Annotated in this window: 18 protein-coding genes and 1 tRNA gene; 13 read left to right on the plus strand and 6 right to left on the minus strand. The window is 71.6% G+C overall.

Annotation, left to right across the window (positions count from 1 at the left end; all coding sequences use genetic code 11):
• Positions 1-13 precede the first annotated feature (13 nt).
• From aceE to fabF, 7 genes are all read left to right on the plus strand, one after another.
• On the plus strand, positions 14-2779 hold the full coding sequence (gene aceE / locus ACFUC1_RS11600; protein ID WP_379119822.1) for a pyruvate dehydrogenase (acetyl-transferring), homodimeric type: 2766 nt from the start codon (positions 14-16) through the stop codon (positions 2777-2779).
• 107 nt (positions 2780-2886) lie between these two features.
• Entirely contained in the window at positions 2887-3780 is an 894-nt protein-coding gene (locus ACFUC1_RS11605) for an NAD-dependent epimerase/dehydratase family protein (RefSeq protein WP_379119824.1), read from the plus strand.
• Between the two features lie 60 nt (positions 3781-3840).
• Positions 3841-5037, plus strand: coding sequence for a PucR family transcriptional regulator (locus tag ACFUC1_RS11610; RefSeq protein ID WP_379119826.1), 1197 nt, complete (start codon positions 3841-3843; stop codon positions 5035-5037).
• 99 nt (positions 5038-5136) lie between these two features.
• Positions 5137-6108 carry an ACP S-malonyltransferase gene (locus ACFUC1_RS11615; protein WP_379119828.1) on the plus strand — a complete coding sequence of 324 codons (972 nt, stop codon included), beginning with the start codon at positions 5137-5139 and terminating at the stop codon, positions 6106-6108.
• A gap of 1 nt (position 6109) precedes the next feature.
• Complete coding sequence (locus tag ACFUC1_RS11620; protein ID WP_310157931.1) at positions 6110-7132, plus strand: beta-ketoacyl-ACP synthase III; 1023 nt, start codon at positions 6110-6112, stop codon at positions 7130-7132.
• 80 nt (positions 7133-7212) lie between these two features.
• Positions 7213-7461 (plus strand): acyl carrier protein, encoded by a 249-nt coding sequence (locus ACFUC1_RS11625; RefSeq protein ID WP_379119830.1) that lies wholly within the window; start codon positions 7213-7215, stop codon positions 7459-7461.
• Between the two features lie 116 nt (positions 7462-7577).
• Positions 7578-8822 (plus strand): beta-ketoacyl-ACP synthase II, encoded by a 1245-nt coding sequence (gene fabF, locus ACFUC1_RS11630; protein ID WP_379119832.1) that lies wholly within the window; start codon positions 7578-7580, stop codon positions 8820-8822.
• A gap of 151 nt (positions 8823-8973) precedes the next feature.
• On the opposite strand, the gene ACFUC1_RS11635 is transcribed toward fabF, so the two are convergent.
• The gene (locus ACFUC1_RS11635) at positions 8974-11313 is read right to left on the minus strand and encodes a glycosyltransferase (protein WP_379119834.1); all 2340 of its coding nucleotides are present in this window, start codon (positions 11311-11313) and stop codon (positions 8974-8976) included.
• A gap of 294 nt (positions 11314-11607) precedes the next feature.
• Here ACFUC1_RS11635 and ACFUC1_RS11640 point away from each other — a divergent pair, with 294 nt between their 5' ends.
• Complete coding sequence (locus ACFUC1_RS11640) at positions 11608-12039, plus strand: hypothetical protein (protein WP_379119836.1); 432 nt, start codon at positions 11608-11610, stop codon at positions 12037-12039.
• Between the two features lie 60 nt (positions 12040-12099).
• Positions 12100-12531: a hypothetical protein gene (locus ACFUC1_RS11645; RefSeq protein WP_379119838.1), complete on the plus strand. Its 432-nt coding sequence runs from the start codon at positions 12100-12102 to the stop codon at positions 12529-12531.
• A gap of 259 nt (positions 12532-12790) precedes the next feature.
• Here the strand turns inward: ACFUC1_RS11645 and ACFUC1_RS11650 are convergent, their stop codons facing one another.
• Both ACFUC1_RS11650 and ACFUC1_RS11655 read right to left on the minus strand, forming a co-directional pair.
• Entirely contained in the window at positions 12791-13306 is a 516-nt protein-coding gene (locus ACFUC1_RS11650; RefSeq protein ID WP_379119840.1) for a DUF3145 domain-containing protein, read from the minus strand.
• Positions 13307-13511: 205 nt separating this feature from the next.
• Positions 13512-13997 carry a hypothetical protein gene (locus tag ACFUC1_RS11655; RefSeq protein WP_379119842.1) on the minus strand — a complete coding sequence of 162 codons (486 nt, stop codon included), beginning with the start codon at positions 13995-13997 and terminating at the stop codon, positions 13512-13514.
• 165 nt (positions 13998-14162) lie between these two features.
• Between ACFUC1_RS11655 and ACFUC1_RS11660 the strand changes: the two genes are divergently transcribed.
• Positions 14163-14236, plus strand: a tRNA-Ile gene (locus ACFUC1_RS11660).
• Between the two features lie 25 nt (positions 14237-14261).
• Here the strand turns inward: ACFUC1_RS11660 and ACFUC1_RS11665 are convergent.
• The 3 genes from ACFUC1_RS11665 to ACFUC1_RS11675 are packed head-to-tail and all read right to left on the minus strand — an operon-like array spanning position 14262 to position 17166.
• The gene (locus tag ACFUC1_RS11665; protein ID WP_379119844.1) at positions 14262-15377 is read right to left on the minus strand and encodes a tyrosine-type recombinase/integrase; all 1116 of its coding nucleotides are present in this window, start codon (positions 15375-15377) and stop codon (positions 14262-14264) included.
• Between the two features lie 2 nt (positions 15378-15379).
• Positions 15380-15550: a helix-turn-helix transcriptional regulator gene (locus ACFUC1_RS11670; protein WP_379119845.1), complete on the minus strand. Its 171-nt coding sequence runs from the start codon at positions 15548-15550 to the stop codon at positions 15380-15382.
• Positions 15551-15606: 56 nt separating this feature from the next.
• Positions 15607-17166 (minus strand): replication initiator, encoded by a 1560-nt coding sequence (locus ACFUC1_RS11675; protein ID WP_379119847.1) that lies wholly within the window; start codon positions 17164-17166, stop codon positions 15607-15609.
• A 1216-nt stretch (positions 17167-18382) separates the two neighbouring features.
• Between ACFUC1_RS11675 and ACFUC1_RS11680 the strand changes: the two genes are divergently transcribed.
• From ACFUC1_RS11680 to ACFUC1_RS11690, 3 genes are all read left to right on the plus strand, one after another.
• Positions 18383-19033, plus strand: a complete 651-nt coding sequence (locus tag ACFUC1_RS11680; protein WP_379119849.1) for a copper resistance protein CopC — start codon at positions 18383-18385, stop codon at positions 19031-19033.
• Complete coding sequence (locus ACFUC1_RS11685; RefSeq protein ID WP_379119851.1) at positions 19030-19473, plus strand: cupredoxin domain-containing protein; 444 nt, start codon at positions 19030-19032, stop codon at positions 19471-19473. The genes ACFUC1_RS11680 and ACFUC1_RS11685 overlap by 4 nt, the downstream gene beginning before the upstream one ends.
• 214 nt (positions 19474-19687) lie before the next feature.
• Positions 19688-20728, plus strand: coding sequence for a HoxN/HupN/NixA family nickel/cobalt transporter (locus ACFUC1_RS11690; RefSeq protein ID WP_379119853.1), 1041 nt, complete (start codon positions 19688-19690; stop codon positions 20726-20728).
• Positions 20729-20884 lie beyond the last annotated feature (156 nt).

Below are 20884 nucleotides of genomic sequence, written 5' to 3' on the forward strand. Positions count from 1 at the left end.
AGGACTCACGACCGTGGCCGCACGCGAGGAAGCCGGACCCATCCTCAACGGCATCCCCAGCCAGCTCCCGGACATCGACCCCGAGGAGACCCGGGAGTGGCTCGACTCGCTCGACGGCGTCATCGACGCCGGTGGGCGCAACCGGGCCCGGTACGTGATGCTCAAGCTGCTCGAGCGCGCCCGCGAGCAGCAGGTCGGCGTGCCGTCGCTGACCGCCACCGACTACATCAACACGATCTCCCCGGAGCAGGAGCCCTGGTTCCCCGGTGACGAGGAGGTCGAGCGCCGCTACCGCGCGTACCTGCGCTGGAACGCCGCGGTCATGGTGCACCGCGCCCAGCGCCCCGACATCTCCGTCGGCGGCCACATCTCCACGTACGCCTCCGCGGCGACCCTCTACGAGGTGGGCTTCAACCACTTCTGGCGCGGGGCGGACCACCCCGGCGGCGGCGACCAGGTGTTCTTCCAGGGCCACGCCTCCCCCGGCATGTACGCCCGCGCCTACCTCGAGGGCCGCCTGTCCGAGGACCAGCTCGACGGCTTCCGCCAGGAGAAGAGCCACATCGTGGCCGGGCAGCCGCTCGCCCTGCCGTCGTACCCGCACCCGCGCCTCATGCCGGACTTCTGGCAGTTCCCGACCGTGTCGATGGGCATCGGCCCGATGAACGCGATCTACCAGGCGCAGTTCAACAAGTACCTGCACAACCGCGGCCTCAAGGACACCAGCCAGCAGCACGTCTGGGCGTTCCTCGGCGACGGGGAGATGGACGAGCCCGAGTCGCGCGGCCTGCTGCAGCTCGCCGCGCAGGAGGAGCTCGACAACCTCACGTTCGTCATCAACTGCAACCTGCAGCGGCTCGACGGACCGGTGCGCGGCAACGGCAAGATCATCCAGGAGCTCGAGGCGTTCTTCCGCGGCGCCGGCTGGAACGTCATCAAGGTCGTCTGGGGCCGTGGCTGGGACCCGCTGCTCGCCGCGGACCGCGACGGCGCCCTCGTCCACCTGATGAACACCACGAGCGACGGCGACTACCAGACCTTCCGCGCCAACGACGGCAAGTACGTCCGCGAGCACTTCTTCGGCCGCGACCCGCGCACCCGCGACATGGTCAAGGACTGGTCCGACGAGGACGTGTGGTGGAAGCTCAAGCGTGGCGGCCACGACTACCGCAAGGTCTACGCGGCGTACCAGGCGGCGATGAACCACAACGGCCAGCCGACGGTCATCCTCGCCAAGACCATCAAGGGCTACGGCCTCGGCTCGCACTTCGCCGGCCGCAACGCCACGCACCAGATGAAGAAGCTGACCCTCGACGACCTCAAGGGCCTGCGCGACAGCCTCAAGCTGCCGATCTCCGACGAGGTGCTCGAGAAGGACCCGTACCTGCCCCCGTACTTCCACCCGGGGCAGGACGACCCGACCATCAAGTACCTGCGCGAGCGCCGCGAGAAGCTCGGCGGCCCGCTGCCCGCCCGCCGGGTCGAGCACGAGCCGCTCAAGCTGCCCGACCACTCGTCCTACGCGGTGGTGAAGAAGGGCACCGGCAAGCAGCAGGTCGCCACGACCATGGCGTTCGTCCGGCTGCTCAAGGAGCTCATGCGCGACAAGGAGTTCGGCAAGCACGTGGTGCCGATCATCCCCGACGAGGCGCGCACGTTCGGCATGGACGCGTTCTTCCCGACGATCAAGATCTACAACCCGCACGGGCAGAACTACACCTCGGTCGACGCCGAGCTCATGCTCTCCTACAAGGAGTCGGCGCAGGGCCAGATCCTGCACCTCGGCATCAACGAGGCCGGCTCGGTCGCGGCGTTCACGGCGGCGGGCACGTCCTACGCCACCCACGGCATCCCCATGGTGCCGATCTACGTCTTCTACTCGATGTTCGGCTTCCAGCGGACCGCGGACTCGATCTGGGCGGCCGCCGACCAGATGACCCGCGGCTTCCTCATCGGCGCCACTGCCGGCCGCACCACCCTGACGGGTGAGGGCCTGCAGCACGCCGACGGCCACAGCCCCCTCCTCGCCGCGACCAACCCGGCCGTCGTGTCCTACGACCCGGCGTTCGCGTTCGAGATCGGGCACATCATGGAGGACGGGCTGCGCCGCATGTACGGCGACGACCCGGAGAACGTCATCTACTACCTGACGGTCTACAACGAGCCGATGAGCCAGCCCTCCGAGCCGGAGAACGTCGACCGCGAGGGCATCCTGCGCGGCATGTACCTCTTCGCGCCGGGCATCGCGGACGGCCTGCCGGACGACGCCCCGCGGGTGCAGCTGCTCGCCTCCGGCGTCGGCGTGCCGTGGGCGCTCGAGGCGCAGGAGCTGCTGCGCAACGACTGGGGTGTCGTGGCCGACGTGTGGTCGGTGACCTCGTGGAGCGAGCTGCGCCGCGACGCCATGGCGTGCGACGAGCAGCGGTTCCTGCACCCCGACGGCGAGAACCGCACGCCGTACGTCACCGAGAAGCTGCGGGACCGGCCGGGTCCGGTCGTGGCCGTCAGCGACTACATGCGCCAGGTGCAGGACCAGATCGCCCAGTGGGTGCCGGGCGACTACGCCTCGCTGGGCGCCGACGGGTTCGGCTTCTCCGACACCCGCCCGGCCGCGCGCCGCTTCTTCCACATCGACGGCCCGTCGGTCGCGGTGCGGGCGCTGCAGATGCTCGTCCAGCGCGGCGAGGTCGACGCCAGCATGGCGCGCGAGGCGGCCCAGCGGTACCGCCTGCTGGACGTCACCGCCGGCACCTCCGGCACCGCGGGTGGCGACGCCTGACGCGTCCAACCCCGAAGCGCACCACCGGTATGCCGCCCGCTCACCTCGAGCGGGCGGCATACGGCTGCCGGGTGCGGGTCGCGCACCCGGCCGCGAGGATGGGGGGCATGACTTCCTCCCCCAGCGCCTCGCTCCCCCGCCGCGTCGTCGTCACCGGGGCGACCGGCAAGCTCGGCCGTGCCGTCGTCGCCCACCTGCGAGACCTCGGACTCGACGTGCTGGCCGTCGACCGCGTCGGTGGCCGGGACCCGCGGCAGGTCGAGGGCGAGTTCATGCTGGTCGACCTCACCGACTACGGGCAGGTGGTCGAGGCGCTGTCCGGCAGCGTGGACGAGCACGACGGGCCTGCCGACGCCGTCGTGCACCTCGCGGCGGTCCCGCAGCCGGGCCTGCACTCCAACGCGGTGACCTACGCCAACAACTCCGCCGCCACCTACAACGTCTTCGCGGCGGCGCGCGCCCTGGGCATCCGCAAGGTCGTCTGGGCCTCGAGCGAGACCGTGCTCGGGCTGCCGTTCGACACCCCGCCGCCGTACGCCCCGGTCGACGAGGAGTACGCGCCCCGGCCCGAGTCCACGTACTCGCTGAACAAGGCGCTCGAGGAGGAGATGGCGAGGCACTTCTGCCGCTGGGACCCCGAGCTCGCGGCGGTCGGCCTGCGCTTCTCCAACGTCATGGAGGTCGAGGACTACGCGCAGTTCCCCTCGTTCGACGCCGACCCGCAGGCACGGCGCTGGAACCTGTGGGGCTACATCGACGCCCGCGACGGTGCCCAGGCGGTCGAGCGCGGCCTGGCGCACGACGTGCCGGGCGCGGACGTGTTCGTGATCGCCAACGCGGACACCGTGATGAGCCGGTCCAGCGCCTCGCTCATGGCCGAGGTGTACCCCGACGTGGAGGTGCGCCGTGAGCTCGGCGAGCACGAGACGCTGCTGTGCATCGACAAGGCGCGGCGCGTCCTCGGGTACGAGCCGCAGCACTCCTGGCGCGACCACGCCTGATCCGGCGGCGTCGCTCCGACGAGCGGCCGTTGTGGGCGGCATACAAATAGACTCCCGGGTATGCCGCCTGCGGACCTGGGCTTCTCGTCGGACACGGTGCAGCGCGTCGAGCGCTCGGCCGGGGAGCTGTCGAGCGCGGCCACCCGCCGGATGGAGGCGGCCCACGACTGGTACCGCGCCCTGTCGGCGGAGGACCGGTCCTGGGTCGGGCTGGTCGCCCAGGCCGGCATCGCGGCGTTCATCGCCTGGCTGCGCGACGGTGGCGACCAGGCGCCGGTCACCGCGGACGTGTTCGGCACCGCCCCGCGCGAGCTCACCCGGTCCATCACCCTGCGGCACACCCTCGACCTGGTCCGCTCGGTGGTCGACGTGGTCGAGCAGGACGCCACCGCGCTCGCCGAACCCGGGCAGGAGCAGGCCCTGCGCGAGGCGGTCCTGCGCTACTCGCGTGAGATCGCGTTCGCCGCGGCGGAGGTCTACGCGCACGCCGCGGAGGCCCGCGGCGCCTGGGACGCCCGGCTGGAGGGCCTGGTCGTCGACGCCGTGCTCCGCGGCGAGGCCGACGACTCGATGCAGTCGCGGGCCGCGGCGCTCGGCTGGGGGTCGACCACGCGGGTGGCGGTCGTCGCGGGCAGCACGCCGCACGGCAGCCCTGCCGGGGTCGTGGACGGCCTGCGCCGGGCGGCGGAACGCGTCGGTGTCGACACCCTCGCCGCGGTCCAGGGCCGGCGGCTGGTGTGCATCTTCGGCAACGTGGACGACCCGCTCGCAGCGGCCCGCGAGGTGGGCGACCACTTCGGCGACGGGCCGCTCGTCGTGGGCCCGACCGTCCCGCACCTGTTCGCCGCCGGCCGCTCGGCACGGGCAGCCCTCGCCGGGCAGAGCTGCGCCCAGGCGTGGCCCGAGGCACCCCGCCCCGTGGCCGCGGACGACCTGCTCGCCGAGCGCGTCCTCGTCGGCGACGCCCCGGCCCGGGCGATGCTGCTCGACCGCATCTGGCACCCCCTGACGACCCACTCCGGCGGGGTGCTGCTGGAGACCGCGTCGGTCTACCTCGAGTCCGGCGGAGGCCTCGAGGGCACGGCGCGGCTGCTCTTCGTGCACCCGAACACCGTGCGCTACCGGCTCGGGCGCATCGCGGACCTCACCGGGTACCAGCTGACCGAACCCCACGACGCCCACACGGTGCGGATCGCCCTCGCCCTGGGGCGCCTCAGCCGGCCCGCTGGGGTTGTGAGACGGGCCACACGCGGGTGACGTCTGGTGCGTGATTTGGAGGAATCCTCCAAACGATGCCCGCCAAGTTCGTCGCGAACGGTCACGACCCGGACCCCACCCACTCGGAAGGCTGGGGCCGTGCTCGCGATCCTCTGCCCCGGACAGGGCTCCCAGACCCCCGGCTTCCTCACCCCGTGGCTCGAGCTGCCGGAGTTCCGCTCCCGGCTCGAGTCGCTGTCGGACGTGGCCGGCATCGACCTCGTCGCGCACGGCACGACCTCGGACGCCGAGACCATCAAGGACACCGCCGTCGCCCAGCCGCTGATCGTGGCCGCCGGGCTGGCCACCGCAAGCGTGCTGCTCCCCCAGGGGCCGGCCGCAGCCGGGGTCTCGGCCGTGGCCGGTCACTCGGTCGGTGAGATCACCGCCGCCGCCCTCGCCGGCGTGCTGGGCGACCACGACGCCATGGTGTTCGTGCGCGAGCGCGGCGCCGGCATGGCCGCGGCGTCCGCGGTCACCCCCACCGGAATGAGCGCTGTCCTGGGTGGCGACCCCGACGAGGTGCTGGCGGTGCTCGAGCGCCACGGCCTCACCCCCGCCAACGCCAACGGCGCCGGCCAGACCGTGGCCGCCGGCACGATCGAGCAGCTGCAGGCCCTGGCGGCCGACCCGCCGACCAAGGCGCGGGTCATCCCGCTGCAGGTCGCCGGCGCGTTCCACACCTCGCACATGGCGCCGGCCGTCGACGCGCTGCGCGAGCTCAGCGCGGACTTCGACGTCAGCGACCCCGGCGTCACGCTGCTGTCCAACGCCGACGGCGCTGCGGTCGGCGACGGGGCGGACGCGCTGGCGCGGCTCGTCGCCCAGGTGAGCAACCCGGTGCGCTGGGACCGCTGCATGCAGACCCTCGTCGACCTCGGCGTCACCGCCGTCCTCGAGCTGGCCCCGGCCGGCACCCTCGTCGGCCTCGCCAAGCGCGGGATGCCCGGCGTCGCCACACTGGGGGTGAAGAGCCCCGACGACCTCGAGGCGGCCCGCACCCTCGTCCGCGAGCACGGCGGCGACCCCGCCGGCGCACCGACCTCCCCCACCGATGCGCAGGAAGCCTGACATGACGACCCCAGCCCCCAAGGCCACCGGAACCATCACCGCACCCGAGGGTGCCCGCTACGCGCGCATCATGGGCGTCGGCGGCTACCGCCCCGAGCGCGTGGTGCCCAACTCCGAGATCGTCGACCTGATCGACTCCTCCGACGAGTGGATCCGCGAGCGCTCGGGCATCATCGAGCGCCGGTTCGCCGCCCCCGAGGAGTCGGTGGTCGACATGTCCGAGGCCGCGACCCGGCAGGCCCTCGAGGCCGCGGGTCTCGAGGCGGCCCAGGTCGACGCGGTCATCGTCGCCACGGTGACCCACCCGTACCAGACCCCGGCCGCCGCCCCGATCCTCGCCGACCGGCTCGGGATCCGTGGCGCCGCCTTCGACATCAGCGCCGCCTGCGCGGGGTACTGCCACGGCATCAGCCTCGCCAGCGACATGGTCCGCGGTGGCTCGGCCCAGCACGTCCTCGTGGTCGGTGTCGAGAAGCTCTCGGACTTCACCGACCCCCGCGACCGCGGCACCGCCTTCATCTTCGGCGACGGCGCCGGTGCCGCGATCGTCGGCCCGTCCGACACCCCGGCCATCGGTCCGACCGTCTGGGGCTCGGACGGCTCACAGTGGCGGACCATCAGCCAGCGCGACTCCTGGGTCGAGCTCAAGCAGAACGACGGCGTGGGCTCCCCCGCGATCGGCATGGCCGGGCAGTCCGTCTTCCGCTGGGCCGTGTGGGGCATGGCCCCCGTCGCCCAGAAGGCGCTCGACGCGGCGGGTGTGCGCGCCGAGGACCTCGACGCGTTCATCCCCCACCAGGCGAACATGCGGATCATCGACGCGATGATCAAGCAGCTCAAGCTGCCGGCCGACATCCCCGTCGCCCGCGACATCGCGCAGACCGCGAACACCTCGGCCGCCTCCATCCCGCTCGCGACCGAGCGGATGCTGCGCGAGGGCGAGGCGCCCCACGGCGGCCTCGCGCTCCAGATCGGCTTCGGCGCCGGCCTGGTGTACGCGGCGCAGGTCGTCGTCCTGCCCTGAGACCCCCGCCGGCCCGCGGGAAACCGGGCCACCGACCGATGCACGACACGCAGCGACACACACATAAGGAGCGCAAGCCAATGGCGCAGAGCGAGCAGGAGATCCTCGAGGGTCTGGCCGAGATCGTGAACGAGGAGACCGGTCTCGACACCGAGTCGGTGCAGCCGGAGAAGTCCTTCACCGACGACCTCGACATCGACTCCCTGTCGATGATGACGATCGTCGTCAACGCCGAGGAGAAGTTCGGCGTCCGCATCCCCGACGACGAGGTGAAGAACCTCAAGACGGTCGGCGACGCCGTCTCGTTCATCGCCAAGCACCAGGGCTGAGCCCGCAGGAGCGGCGGCCCCGCCGTGGCACCCGGCACACTGGTGCCACGACACGGACCCGGCGTGGGCCGCCGCCCCGCACCGCACCCGACGCGAACGAAGGAGCACCCCCAGTCATGACCGCACAGCGACGCGTCGTCGTCACGGGCATCGGAGCCACCACCCCGGTCGGCGGCACGGCCACGGAGACCTGGGACGCCATCCTCGCGGGCCGCTCCGGCGCCCGGACCATGGACTTCGAGTGGGTGCAGAAGCACGAGCTGCCGGTGCACTTCGCCGCCACGATCCACACCCAGCCGCTCGACGTCCTCACCAAGGTCGAGGTGCGGCGCAACGACCCGTCCGCGCAGTACTCGCTCATCGCGGCGCGCGAGGCCTGGGCCGACGCCGGCTCCCCCGAGGTCGAGCCCGAGCGCCTGGCCGCGTGCATCGGCACCGGCATCGGCGGCGTGTGGACCCTCCTCGACGCCTGGGACACCCTGCGCGAGAAGGGCCCGCGCCGCGTCTTCCCGCTGTCGGTCCCGATGCTCATGCCCAACACCTCCTCAGCGGCGGTCTCGCTCGACCTCGGCGCCCGCGCCGGTGCCCACACGCCGGTGTCCGCGTGCGCCTCGGGCCTGGAGGCCATGGGGTATGCCGCGGAGATGATCCGCAGCGGCCGCGCCGACATCGCGGTCGCCGGCGGCACGGAGGCCGCGGTCCACCCGTTGCCCATCGCCGGGTTCGCGGCCATGCAGGCGCTGTCGACCCGCAACGACGAGCCTGAGCGCGCCTCGCGCCCGTACGACACCGGCCGCGACGGGTTCGTCCTCGGCGAAGGTGCCGCCGTCATCGTGCTCGAGGAGTACGAGGCCGCCAAGGCCCGTGGCGCCACCATCTACGCCGAGCTGTCGGGGATCGGCATGTCCTCCGACAGCCACCACATCACGGCCCCCGAGCCGGAGGGCGCCGGCGCGTCCCGGGCGATGCGCGAGGCGGTGCAGTCTGCGGGGCTCACCCCCAAGGACGTCGTCCACATCAACGCCCACGCCACCTCCACGCCGGTCGGCGACGTGGCCGAGTCCAACGCCATCCGCCGTGCCTTCGGCTCCGACGCCGACGGCATGCCGGTGAGCGCCACGAAGTCGATGACCGGCCACCTGCTCGGTGCGGCGGGCGCGCTCGAGGGCGTCCTGACGATCCTGGCGGTCCACCACCGGGTCGCACCCGCCACGATCAACGTCGACGACCTCGACCCGCAGATCGACCTCGACGTCGTCCGCGGCGAGGCGCGCAAGCTGCCGGAGGGCGACATCGCCGCGCTGAACAACAGCTTCGGCTTCGGTGGCCACAACGTCGCCGTGCTCTTCACCAGCGTCTGACCGGACCAGCGCCTGACCGAACCAGCGCCTGACCGAAGAAGCGCCTGACCGAAGAAGCGCGGACCTAACGGGCGCCGGACGGGACCCCGGTCGCCCGAGCCGGGCAGCGGCACCCCGTGTCACTGCCCGGCTCGGTCGCGTCCGGCGCCCGTCAGGGGTGCTTGGTGGTGGTGGGCCGGTGCGTGGGCGTGGTGCGGGTCGGCCGGCTGGTCGGGCTGCCCACGGACGTCGGGCTGCCGACGGAGGTGGGGCTGCCCGCGCTCGTGGGCGAGGGCACCGTGGTGGGCGACCCCGAGGGTGTCGGGGAGGTCGCCGCGGCACGGCTGGTGGACGACGGCGAGGTCGAGGAGGACGCCGCGGACGTGCTCGTCGACGAGGTGGTCACCCCCACCGGCGCCACACCGGCGGGCACCGTGGTCGACGACGTGGTGCTCGACGACGTACCGGTGGCGTGCCGTGCCGAGGACTGGTGCGTGGGTGAGGGGCCGACGCGCGGGACGGCCGCGGTGCGCGGGGACTCGTGGGAGGTCGGCTGCACCAGGAGCACCACCACGGCGGCCAGTGCGCCGGCGCCGGCGACGGTCGCCAGGGAGGTGCGGGCCCTCGGGCCCCACCAGCCGCGCGCCCACTCCGCGGTGCGCCGGCGACGCAGGTCGGCCGGGAGGTCGGCCCGCATCGCGGCGATGCTGTGGGCCGGCGCGGCGAGCCACCCGGCGACGGGGACGACCAGCAGCCCCGTCAGTCCCACCGTCACCCAGCCGGGGCGGGTGGCGACACCGGCGGCGGCGCTGGCGAGTGCCACGACGGCCAGCCCGACCTCGACGAGGTGGGCCCGGACGGCCTGGAACCAGTGCACGTCGCCGCGCACCTTCGGCGTCCGCAGGAAGACGCCCTTGGGCTCCACCAGTCCCCGGACGCACGCCATCGCCACAACCCAGCCCAGGGACAGCCAGATGATGAACGCCCCCGCCGCGTCGCGCCAAGTGGCGTCCCGCCCCACCGCCTTGACCACCGCCACGGCTCGGGCGAGGCCGACGAGGACCAGGGCCGGCACGGCCAGGACGAGCAGGCCGCTGAGGCGGCGGACGACCAGGCCAGCACCCAGCGCCAGGTCGACCAGGCTCAGCACCACCAGGAGGCTGAAGAGCAGGCCGACGAGGTCGCCCAGCCACTGGATGCCCCCGTTGAGGTACCCGACGCGCTGGGCGAGGTCCAGGCGCGTGCCGCGGTGCCAGGGCATCAGGATGCGCCAGTGCCGCTTGAGGATCTGCATGCCGCCGAAGCACCAGCGGAACCGCTGGCGCTTGAGCGCCTCGAAGGTGAGCGGCATGACCCCGCGGCCGAACGTGCGGTCCACGTGGTGGCCCGACCAGCCCCGGGCGAGCAGGCGGAGCGAGAGCTCGGCGTCCTCGGTGACGCACCACTCGTCCCAGCCGCCCACGTCGCGCAGCGCCTCGCGGCGAACCAGCCCCATGGTGCCGCCGAAGATCGCGCTGTTGCGCTCGTCGCGGGAGGGCTGGGAGACCGCGAAGAAGTAGTCGTAGCTGTAGTAGAGGCTGCGCAGGTACTGCGAACCGGTCCAGTCGCGGTAGTCCTGCGGGGTCTGGACGAAGGCCACCGCCGGGTCGGCGAAGGCGCCCACGGTGTCGCGCAGCCAGCCCGGGTCGACCTGGTAGTCGGCGTCGACGACGGCGATGAGCTCGGTCCTGGGGTCGCTGTGCGCCTCGGCGTAGTTGAGCGCGCCCGACTTGAACCCCGGCCAGTCGAGCAGCCGGTGGAACCGCAGCACCTCCGGGTGCGCCCGGCAGAACGCCTCGACCGGGGCGACGAGGGCGTCGTCGTCGGTGTTGTTGTCGACGAGGAGCACCTCGTATGCCGGGTAGTCCAGGTCGAGCAGCGACCGCAGGGTGGCGATCACCATGTCCGGCGGCTCGCGGTGGCTCGGGACGTGGATCGACACGAACGGGTGGTGCTCGTCCGCCCCCACCGGTGCCGGGCCGGCGCCCCGTCCGAGGCGGCGTCGCCACGTCCGGGACCCCAGCGCGTCGTGGATCTCCCACCCGTAGGCGAGGACGAGGACGAACGCTGCCACCTCGAGCGCCCAGAGGGCCCACGCGCCCACGACACTGAGCCCGGAGAGCCCCGACGAGGCCGTCCACAGGGCCATGGCGACGACATACGCCAACCCCGTCGAGGCGGACAGCGCCCAGCTCGCGTGCCCGGGCGCCGACCAGCGGCTCGTGACCGGCACCCACACCACCGTGCTGGCCCACAGGGCCACGACGGACCAGCCGACGTCCGCGGGTGGGAGCACCGGGACGAGCAGGGCGCCAGCCAGGGCCAGCCCTGCCAGCGGGGCCAGGACGCGGGCCATGGACGACGCACCGCGTGCGTGCCGCGCGTCGCCGGGAGCACGGTCGCGCGCGGCGACGAGGAAGGCCGCGGTGGTCAGCACGGTCGCGACCACGGCGACGAGGACGAGGGCGGTCACGGGTTGGCTCCTTGGTTCCGTGGGGCAGCTGTCAAGAGTAGGGCGACCGTCTGCGAGGTCGGGACGCGGTCGCGTCCTCATCCGTTCGGTCAGACCTGCGGACCCGTGCGTCCACGGTGCACGTGGCGGGTCCTAGCCTCCTGCCGGGGCAGCAGGAGGGAACACGATGCGGGAAGTGGTCGGCGCCGACGAGGGCGCACGCGAGGCGATCGTCGTCGTCGACGAGCAGATGGCACGGCGGGCGCTGCGAGCCGCCCGCCGCCACACGTCCTGCGTCGGCCGCAGACGTGGGGGATGCTCGTCGGGGCCGTCGCGCTCCTGTGGCTGCCGACGGTGACGACGGAGCTGACCGGGCCGGCTCTCCGGCCGGAGGTCCTCGCCTTCTCCACCGGCATACTCGTCTGCGCCACCGGACTGTGCCTCGTGGTGGCGCTGGCCATGGTGCGGCTGTCGACCAGCGCTGCCGTCGCACGCGACTTCGCCCCCGGGCAGCTCGTCGGCGTCGTCGTGGGCCCCCACTCCCTGCGGGTACGCGGGCACCACTGCTCGCACGAGGTCAGCTACGACCTGCTCCACACGGTCGAGCAGTTCGACGGCATCGTCGTGGTGGCGATGACCGGGCGGTACTGGCTGCTGCCGGCGGAGGTCTTCGACACGGCGGGCCTGGTCGCGTTGCGCCAGCGCGCCGGGCGGCGGCCGTTTCCGCAGGCACTGCTCGTGGGCTGAGCCGTCCGAGGCCGGGGTCGCGCTCAGTGGCCCTTGGTCCGCACCGGCGGCAGGGTGATCGTGACGATGGGCGCGGTGGTCGTCGTCGACGTGCTCGGCTTCGGCGCGGTGGTCGTCGCCGACGAGGTGTGGGAGGTCACGACCGGGGTCGACGTCGTGACGGGCCGGGGCGTCGTCCTCGGTGCCGCCGCCGCCGACGTGGCGCTGGGCGACGGGGTCCGGGCGGCACCCCGGGACGGGCTGGTCGGCGACGTCCGCGTCGGGACCGGTGTGGAGGACGGCGAGGACGTCGGGGACCCCACCGACCCACCCGCGGGTGCGCTGGGGTCCGCCGAGGTCGACCCGGCCGCGCTCGACTCCGAGAGCATGAACGGGAACGCGGCCAGGGCGGTCAGGCCCGCCACCCAGAGCAGCACGAGGCCGGGCAAGGGCTTGGCCGACGAGCGGTGCCGGGCCCGGTCAGCCCGGTGCCGCTCGACCTCCCGGACGTAGGCCGCGAGGGTCGCCACGGCGCCGGCCGCAAGGAGCCAGAGAACGACGGCGGCGACGGTCGTGCCGGCAGTCAGGTTGGCCCGCAGCACCAGCCACGCACACCAGAGCAGGGCGACGCCGCCGACCGCTGCCACGACGCCGGTGAGCGCATGACGGGGTCTCACACGGTCCTCCTGGGTCAGGGATCAGCGCAGAAGGCTACCGGCCCGACTCCGGAAGGCGGGAAACGTGCAGGTCGCAGGGGGTGTCCGGTGCGACGTCACCCCACCTTGTGCAGCCAGCGGACGGGTGCCCCGTCACCGGCATACCGGAACGGCTCGAGCTCGTCGTCCCAGTCGGTGCCGAGCAGCTCGTCGAGCATCTCGGCCATCGCCTCAGGCGAGCCCTGGGACAGCCGCAGCACCTCGCGCAGGCGGTCCTCGTTGACGACCGCGTCCCCGCTCGCCGACGTCCACGTGTGGTGGATGCCGAGGCTGGGCGTGTGCGACCAGCGCGAGCCGTCGGCGCCCGGGCTGGGCTCCTCGGTGATCTCGTAGCGCAGGTTGTCCCACCCGCGCAGGGTCGAGGCGAGCTTGGCGCCGGTGCCTTGCACACCGCTCCACGGGAACTCCGCGCGGACCAGTGCGGCACCGGCAGGCTGAGGCGTCCAGTCGATGGAGAGCCGGGTCTCCAGGACCGACTCGAGCGCCCAGGTGATGTGCGGGCACAGCGCCTTGGGGGTGGAGTGCACGAACACCACCCCGCGAGTCATGACACGCGGCATCGCGACAGACATCCGGGCCTCCTTCGTGTGTGAGGGACGTCTTCCCCAACGACCTCGTCACGAGAGCTCGGCGTGTGCCGCGGCTGTTCAGTTGTGCGTGCTGAGGCCCCATTGTGCACCACGAGCACCGGCAGCACCAGCATTCCCAGCAATCACGCCCGTGCCGCGTCGGGCGGGGCGGACACCCCCTGGGTGCACCGCCCCGCCGGGACCGGGGTCAGCTGGTGGCGCTGGGCGCGGAGGTCTGCCCCTGCTGCGAGCTGCCCGAACCACCGGGGCGCTGGCCAACCGGCCCGCCCTGCCCCATCACCTGCACGTTCGTCACGGCATACGCCTTGTCGACCTGGACGATGACCTGGGTGCCGTCGGTGCGCACCATGTGCGCCTCGTACACGCCGTCGGAGTCGGTCTCCACGCGCTGGATGGTGGCTGTGGGCTCTTTCTTCCTGGCCGCCGCGGTGACCTTGGCGGCGACGTCGCCGGTGAGCAGCTTCTCGTCGCTGCGCATCGGCTTGCTGGGGTCGGTGTTGCCGTTGCCCCGGGGCGGCTGGCCGCCCGGCATCTCGCCGCTCCCCTGCGGGGCGGTGTATGCCGTGGCGGCGGTGGAGGTCGCGGGCGCGGCGTTGGCCAGGGAGGCTCCGGTGATGGCGATGCCTGCGGCTGCGGCCAGGCCGGCGGCGACGGGGACGATGCGGATCTTCACGAGGGTTTCTCCTTCGGGTGGTGGACCTCCACCGTCGGGGCCGGCACTGTGGCGGTGGGCAGCCGCAGCCGTGAGGCTGCTGTCAGGTGGACGCCACCCTGTGAACCGGCCCCGGACGGGCCGATAGGCTTCCGGCGCCCAGCCCGGTGCGAGCGGGGCTGGCGCGGGGCAGTAGCTCAGTCGGTCAGAGCAGCGGACTCATAATCCGTCGGTCGTCGGTTCAAGCCCGACCTGCCCCACTTCATATCGATACAGGTCAGCGTCCTAAGCGGCGTCATTTCGGCCTCCTGGGACGGCCGTGATTTCGCCGCTGTGGCGCATTTGTGGCACATGCGCGTCGAGCAGGGCAGCCACGGAGTCGAGGTCGTCGCCGAACAGGCCGGCGTAGACGTCGAGCGTCATGGCGGCCGAGGAGTGCCCGAGCATCCGCTGCACCGCCTTGACGTTGGCCCCCGCAGCGATGGCCAGGGACGCGGCGGTGTGGCGCAGATCGTGCGGGGTCAGCCCGACGATGCCGGCGGCGGCACACGCAGGGTCGAAGACGCGGGTGCGCCAGTTGCCCAGCCGGAGTGGTCCTCCGTGGGGCGACATGAAGACCAGGTCACCCGGCTCCTTGCCCGCGACCGCCTCCTCGAGCATCGGGATCAGGCCGGGCGGCACCGGGACCGACCTCGTCTGGTGGTTCTTGGTCGTGCTCCAGACGAGGCGACCGCCGATCTCCGACGCGCTCTCGGCGATGTGCAACCGGCGTCGGGCGAGGTCGACGCGCACCACGCGTAGCGCCGTCAGCTCGCCGAACCGGATGCCGGTGAACGCCAGCACGCAGATCGCCAGAGCACCCGGCCCGGAGGCTCGGACCAGAGCCGTGAGCTCCGGCGGGCTGAGGAACCGCGGCTCGCCCCTCACCGCTCGCGGGAGGCGGACCCCAACAGCTGGGTTGCGACCGATCCGGCCGTCACGCAGGGCCAGATCCATGATCAGGGAGAAGACACGATGCACCTGGCGCACGGTCGATGGACTCGCGCCGCCCTGGGTCAGCTCACCGATCCAGGCCGCCACGTCCGACGGAGCGACGCTGGACAGGCGCGTACTCCCCCACTTCGGCACGACGTGGTTGCGCACGATGCCCCGGTACCGCTCTGCGGTCGACTCCTTCAGGTGCGAGAGGCCGACCACCCACACCTTCGAGAACTCCCCCACCGTGACCTTGCCGGCCGCCGGGTCGAGGTAGTTGCCACGGTTCATCTCGGCCAGCAGAGCCGCGAGGAAGCGCTCGGCGTCAACCTTCCTGCCGAACGACTTCTTGCGCTGCCGGTGCTGCGGGTCGCGCCACCTAGCGAGCCACCGGCCGTCGCGGGGGTCCTTCGTGATGCTGGCCATGTTCAGGCCACCTGCTCCGCGACCCACGCCCGCACGGCAGCCGGCTGGTAGCGCAGGTGCTTACCGAGGCGTACCCCGGGCGGCCCCATCCCCCGGTGGCGCCACTGGTACAGCGTGCCGGCCGGGATCCCGAGGTACGCGGCGACGTCGTGGATGGTCCACAGACGTTCCATCCGCACCACCTCGGACGCTGCGGGCCTCGGCGACTCGTCGAGAGCCGGTTGTCTCCTCATGTCACTTCCCCTTGTTGGTTCCTTGCGTTCCGCTGGGCTGCTCGCTCCTGGTCGTGTTCGCGGGCGGCTGCGGCGGCGGCTTTCGCGAGAGCGACGTCGCCGGGGGTGTCCCAGCCGGTGTGGGTGTAGGTCCACGATCCGATGACGAGAGTGGTGGTGTGGTCGTCGTCCACAGCCAGCAGCTGCGCCTCCATCGACGCCAGATCGATGGCCTCGCCGCGGCGGTTGGCGTCGGCAACGAGCTGTTGGGCGCGTCGGCGGGCTCTGCGGAGCTGGCCGAGGGTGATGGAGTAGCGGCGGGACTTGGTGGCGAAGTGGCCGCGGAACCCGAGCTCGTGCGCCCACTTGCCCAGCAGCCCGTACGGGAGGGCGGCGAGGGGGCCTTGGCGGCCGGTGGTGACCCAGTCGTCCTCGACCCGGCGGCCGAGGGTGTCGGCGGTGTGTTGGATGCGGCGCAGGTGGGGGTTGGTGTGGTCGGTGGTGTCGGCGGCGGCCTTGGTGGCGTACTTGGCCAGGTACCCGGCGACCTGCTCCGGCGACAGGGCGGTCCCGGGGTCGTCCGTGCGCCGGGCGGTGGTCACGGGGCGGGCGTCGACCTGGGACCCGAACGCGAGCACCCGCGGGACGTCGTCGTCGTGGACGGGTGGGGCGGTGAACCTCACCAGGCTGACGGCGTCGCGGACGAGGCGGGCGAGGATGGTTGGGGTGACCTGCCTGGGGGCGGGTGCGAACCCGCCTTCGACGTCACGGGGGCCGTCGAGGCGGATCAGGGCGTGGAAGTGGACCAGGCCGCGACGTTGGTACTCGGCGACCTTGGCGTACTGCACTGTCACCGCCTCGTGCAGCCGGGTGGCGGGGATGCCGAGGTGGTGGGCAAGGGTTCGGCGCAGGGTGATGGTGAATCGGCGCCACAGCTCCGGCGCCCACCACTGCCACACCACATGGGAGGCGTAGTCGTAGCAGTCCCGACACAGCGGCTGCCCCAGCTGCTCGTCGCCGTCGGCGTGGGCGGCCATGCAGGTCGTCGACCGCCCGTGCTGGCAGCGGGGCTGGCCGGTGGTGTGGGGGCGGCAGCGGCGGCCGTTGTCTCGGGTGCCGTGCACCGGGCCCATGGAGGGGGCGGTGAGGGTGGCGAACACCAGCGGGTTGTCCGCCACCTCGGTCGGGACGGTCTTGCCGCCCCGGACGCCGGCCCTGATGAGCTGGAACATGTCCGCCGCGTACAGGCGTGAGCAGGACGGGCAGGCGGACTCGCGCCGGTTGCCGCACCGCACCACCGTCGAACCGAGTGGTTCGTCGGCTGAGGTGTACGACGAGATGACTTCACCGGTGGTGGTGTCGATGGTGGTGGAGGCCCCGACCAGGTGGACTGGGTTCGAGCAGTACCCCACCCGGGACGCTGCGACCGACCACGCGTCCAGGTCGTCCGACACCAGCCGCGCCACGATCGCCTTCGACTCGTGTGCCTGGTACCCGGGCAGGTGCAGCTTGTTGTTGTCGTCGAACCTTGGGCGGGGCAGCGCGGCCCACAGCGCGTTGACTGTCTGAAGCGACATGGCGGCCACCCCCTCCCTGGTGAGGGTGTGCCGTGCGTGCTCTCCCCGAAGGGTCCTCTGCCGCACGGCACACCCAGTCCAAGGGCGGCCCCACTGTGTTGACGAAAGCCAGCGCGAGCAGAGGAGCGACACCGCGTCGGCAATGAGGTGGAACGGTTGGCCGCCGCCACCAAGCCCCGTTCAAGCAGGGCTCGGTAGGTGGGCCGGTACGCGCCACAACCAACCACCAACAACCAGTACCAGTCGCAATAACCGTACTAACCGTGGCAACCGTAAAGCGTTGTAACGCAACATGATTCGGATCTGTCGATCCGGCCGTACCCTGAGGTGCGACATCACTCACCGTCCCCGGCGAAACCGTCTCAGTCCACTTTTTGTCACCCTCGGACGTGATCTTTGACCAGACCTTTACCTGGGCGCCCCGCAGTGGAGAGATCGCGTGCTTGCACCTGCCGGCGGGGGCAGCCGGAGGGAACGCGGTGCGCCGTTAGGCTGACGGGCATGAACTCGCCAACCGCCGGTGCACTGCGCCTGCTCCGGGCGAGCGGTCTAGCGGTTGCGGCTTACGCTCTCGCGTCCGTTGCGCACATCGTCGCGGGCGGTGCGTTGCCTACTACGGCGTGGATGGCTTCGATCTTCCTTCTGACGTTCTGCTCGGCCGTGGTACTGACTGGGCGAAGACTCGGCCGTGCTGCCACCGTGACCGGCCTGGGGGTCTCCCAGCTGGCTCTCCACGAGGCGTTTCGCTTCCTGAGCGCGGGCGGGAACTGCATCCCGGTGTCCTTTGGCCATCCGATGCATTCCGGTCACGAGACCGTGATGACGTGCGCCGATGGGGCTACGACCATGCCGGTGCATCACAGCGCTGGCGTGGCGATGCTGGCTGCCCACGCCCTCGCGGCGGCGCTCGTGGGGCTTGTGCTCGCACGTGGTGAGGCCGCCGTGTGGTTCCTCGCCGCCCTGGTCTGGCCCGCCATGCCGTCCCGGGCGCGTGTTTTCCCTATGGAGTCCGCGCATCCCGTTGCGCCGTACCCACGGCCGGCGGCTCGCCAAATCGTCTGCTCCGGAGGGCTAGGGCGCAGGGGGCCGCCCGCGGTCCTGCCAGCTGCCGCGCACTAGGCGGATCGTCCTGTCCTGAGGTCGGGCCGCGTGCGGGGTGGCGACATGAAGCCCACCCGGCATTAGCCGGCTCCCCACCGACCCATTAGGACCTCCCATGTACCCATCTCCCCCAACTCTCCTCGTCAGCACACGCCACGCCACCGCGCCAAGGCGCCGACGGCACCGCCGCTACTTCACCTCTGGGCTGGCGGTCCTGGTCATCGGACTGGGGTTGCTCCTGGCGACGGCCAGTGGCGCATCTGCCCACGCAGTGCTCCGCTCGACCTCGCCGAAGGCTGGCGCGGCCCTCGCCACCCTTCCGCAAGAGATCACCCTGACATTCGACGAACCACCAGCGGCCTTCGGCGACGTCGTCCAGGTCACCGGCCCAACCGGTGAACTCGTTTCCCAAGGCAAGCCGAAGGTCGTTGACGCCACCGTCCACCAACCCCTGGCGGCACCCTCGAGCGGAGCAGCAGGCGCCTACCAGGTCACCTGGCACGTGACCTCTGACGACGGGCACCCCGTGTCCGGCACATTCAAGTTCACCGTCGCCGGATCGGGCACTCCCACTGCCACCCCTCAGACCCCGGCGACGTCTCCGAACAGCACAGGGTCGACATCGGCGTCCGCGCCAGCTGGGACGTCCAGTGACGGCGAAAGCTCCTGGATCTACTGGGTCGGTCTCGCCGTCCTGATCATCCTCGTTCTCCTCGTGCTGCTTTCTCGGGGCCGTCGCTCTCGAACCGGAAGGAACCCCTCATGACCCAGCACCACCCGCTCACCACCCGGCCGGGACTCAGGATCGGCATCCTCGCGCTCACCGCAGGCTGCGCGATCGCGCTGTCCGCGTGTGGGTCGTCCAACTCCTCCAGCAGTTCGACGACGTCGAGTTCCAGCGCAGGCAGCTCCTCGGCCCCTTCGGGCGCAGCAGAAGCTGGCGCAGCCCAGACCCTCGCCGTTTCGGTCAAGGGAAGTACGGTCACGCCCACGCCGACCACCGTCGAGCTCAAGGTCGGACAGACGCTTCGGCTCACCGTGACCAGCGACCACGACGACGAGCTCCATGCCCACGGGTTCAACCAGGAGGTCGAGATCAAAGCAGGGAAGCCTGTCACTCTGGACTTGAGCACCAATGTCCCGGGCACGTACGAGGTCGAGATGCACCACCCGTCGCTCCGGCTCCTGAAGGTGCTCGTGCAGTAGCCCACCCGGTCTGCGTGACAAGGTCATGGAACACCCCACCCCTCCGCTATTGCTAACACTTTGCAATAGTGGAGGGGTGGCTGTGACTTCTCGAACCGGCGGCGACCCCGGCACCGCAGTTGGAACCGACAACGGACTCGCCCGCGCCGGCGGGACCCGGTTCTCTCGCTTCCGCCAGAGCCTCACCCCCCGGGACCGGCGAAGCTTGGCATCGATGACAGGCTTCATCGTGCTGCTGCACGTGCTCGGCTTCGGCGTCCTGCTCGGACTGGTCGTGCCACACCACTACCACCTCGGTGGCGACCATCCCGTGTTCAGCGTCGGCGTGGGAGTGCTGGCCTACACGTTTGGAATGCGCCACGCCTTCGACGCGGACCACATCGCCGCCGTCGACAACACCACGCGCAAGCTCATGGCCGACTTCGCCGGCTCCGATCGCAAGCCCCTGTCCGTCGGGTTCTGGTTCTCCCTCGGTCACTCCACCATCGTCTTCGGGTTGGCGTTCCTGCTCTCCCTCGGCGTCAAGGCTCTGGCCGCGCCCGTCGAGAACGACAGCTCGGCCCTGCACTCGGCGACCGGTGTCATCGGCGCCTCGGTCTCCGGGGTGTTCCTGTGGATCCTGGGCATCCTCAACCTGGCCGTCCTCGTCGGCATCATCAAGGTGTTCAGGCAGATGCGCCGAGGCGTCTTCGACGAGGCTCAGCTCGAGGACCAGCTCAACAAGCGGGGCCTCATGAACCGGTTCCTCGCCGGACTGACCAAGTCCGTGCGCAAGCCTTGGCACATCTACCCGATCGGCGTGCTCTTCGGACTCGGGTTCGACACCGCCACCGAGGTCGGTCTCCTCGTCCTCGCGGGTGGTGCGGCCGCGTTCAACCTGCCGTTCTACTCGATCCTCGTCCTGCCCGTCCTGTTCGCCGCGGGCATGTGCCTGCTCGACACTGCCGACGGCGTGTTCATGAACGCCGCCTATGGGTGGGCCTTCGCCCGCCCCGTTCGCAAGGTCTTCTACAACATCACCATCACCAGCATCTCCGTCGCCGTCGCCTTGCTCATCGGCACCATCGAGCTCATCGGCGTCCTGGCTGACCAAGCCCACATCACGACCGGCCCCATCGCCGCCATCGGAAGCATCCCGCTGGACTACGCCGGATTCGCAATCGTCGGACTCTTCGTCCTGGCTTGGCTGATCGCCCTCGCCATCTGGCGACTCGGCCGAATCGAAGAACGGTGGACGGACACGCTGGCGGGCTAGATTGCCGGTGCTTCGGTGAGGAGTTTCTTTACTGGTTCAAGGCCGCGGCTCCGCCGCGGCGGCGTGGGACCCCGCGATGGGGCCCCGCGCTGCGGGCGGCGCTGGCGCGCCGTCCTCGCGCACCCCACCGCACCCCACGCCAACACGCAGATGAGC

The sequence above is a fragment of the Pedococcus sp. NPDC057267 genome (genome assembly GCF_042668795.1).
Lineage (GTDB): Bacteria > Actinomycetota > Actinomycetes > Actinomycetales > Dermatophilaceae > Pedococcus.

What these genes read in the sequence shown, in the direction of transcription:
- ACFUC1_RS11685 (WP_379119851.1), top strand. Translation starts at nt 19,030, where the DNA reads ATGACCCAGCACCACCCGCTCACCACCCGGCCGGGACTCAGGATCGGC.
- ACFUC1_RS11650 (WP_379119840.1), bottom strand. Translation starts at nt 13,306, where the DNA reads ATGTCTGTCGCGATGCCGCGTGTCATGACTCGCGGGGTGGTGTTCGTG.
- ACFUC1_RS11675 (WP_379119847.1), bottom strand. Translation starts at nt 17,166, where the DNA reads ATGTCGCTTCAGACAGTCAACGCGCTGTGGGCCGCGCTGCCCCGCCCA.
- ACFUC1_RS11620 (WP_310157931.1), top strand. Translation starts at nt 6,110, where the DNA reads ATGACGACCCCAGCCCCCAAGGCCACCGGAACCATCACCGCACCCGAG.
- fabF (WP_379119832.1), top strand. Translation starts at nt 7,578, where the DNA reads ATGACCGCACAGCGACGCGTCGTCGTCACGGGCATCGGAGCCACCACC.
- ACFUC1_RS11690 (WP_379119853.1), top strand. Translation starts at nt 19,688, where the DNA reads ATGACAGGCTTCATCGTGCTGCTGCACGTGCTCGGCTTCGGCGTCCTG.
- ACFUC1_RS11605 (WP_379119824.1), top strand. Translation starts at nt 2,887, where the DNA reads ATGACTTCCTCCCCCAGCGCCTCGCTCCCCCGCCGCGTCGTCGTCACC.
- ACFUC1_RS11665 (WP_379119844.1), bottom strand. Translation starts at nt 15,377, where the DNA reads ATGGCCAGCATCACGAAGGACCCCCGCGACGGCCGGTGGCTCGCTAGG.
- ACFUC1_RS11640 (WP_379119836.1), top strand. Translation starts at nt 11,608, where the DNA reads ATGCTCGTCGGGGCCGTCGCGCTCCTGTGGCTGCCGACGGTGACGACG.
- ACFUC1_RS11670 (WP_379119845.1), bottom strand. Translation starts at nt 15,550, where the DNA reads ATGGAACGTCTGTGGACCATCCACGACGTCGCCGCGTACCTCGGGATC.
- ACFUC1_RS11610 (WP_379119826.1), top strand. Translation starts at nt 3,841, where the DNA reads ATGCCGCCTGCGGACCTGGGCTTCTCGTCGGACACGGTGCAGCGCGTC.
- ACFUC1_RS11680 (WP_379119849.1), top strand. Translation starts at nt 18,383, where the DNA reads ATGTACCCATCTCCCCCAACTCTCCTCGTCAGCACACGCCACGCCACC.
- ACFUC1_RS11625 (WP_379119830.1), top strand. Translation starts at nt 7,213, where the DNA reads ATGGCGCAGAGCGAGCAGGAGATCCTCGAGGGTCTGGCCGAGATCGTG.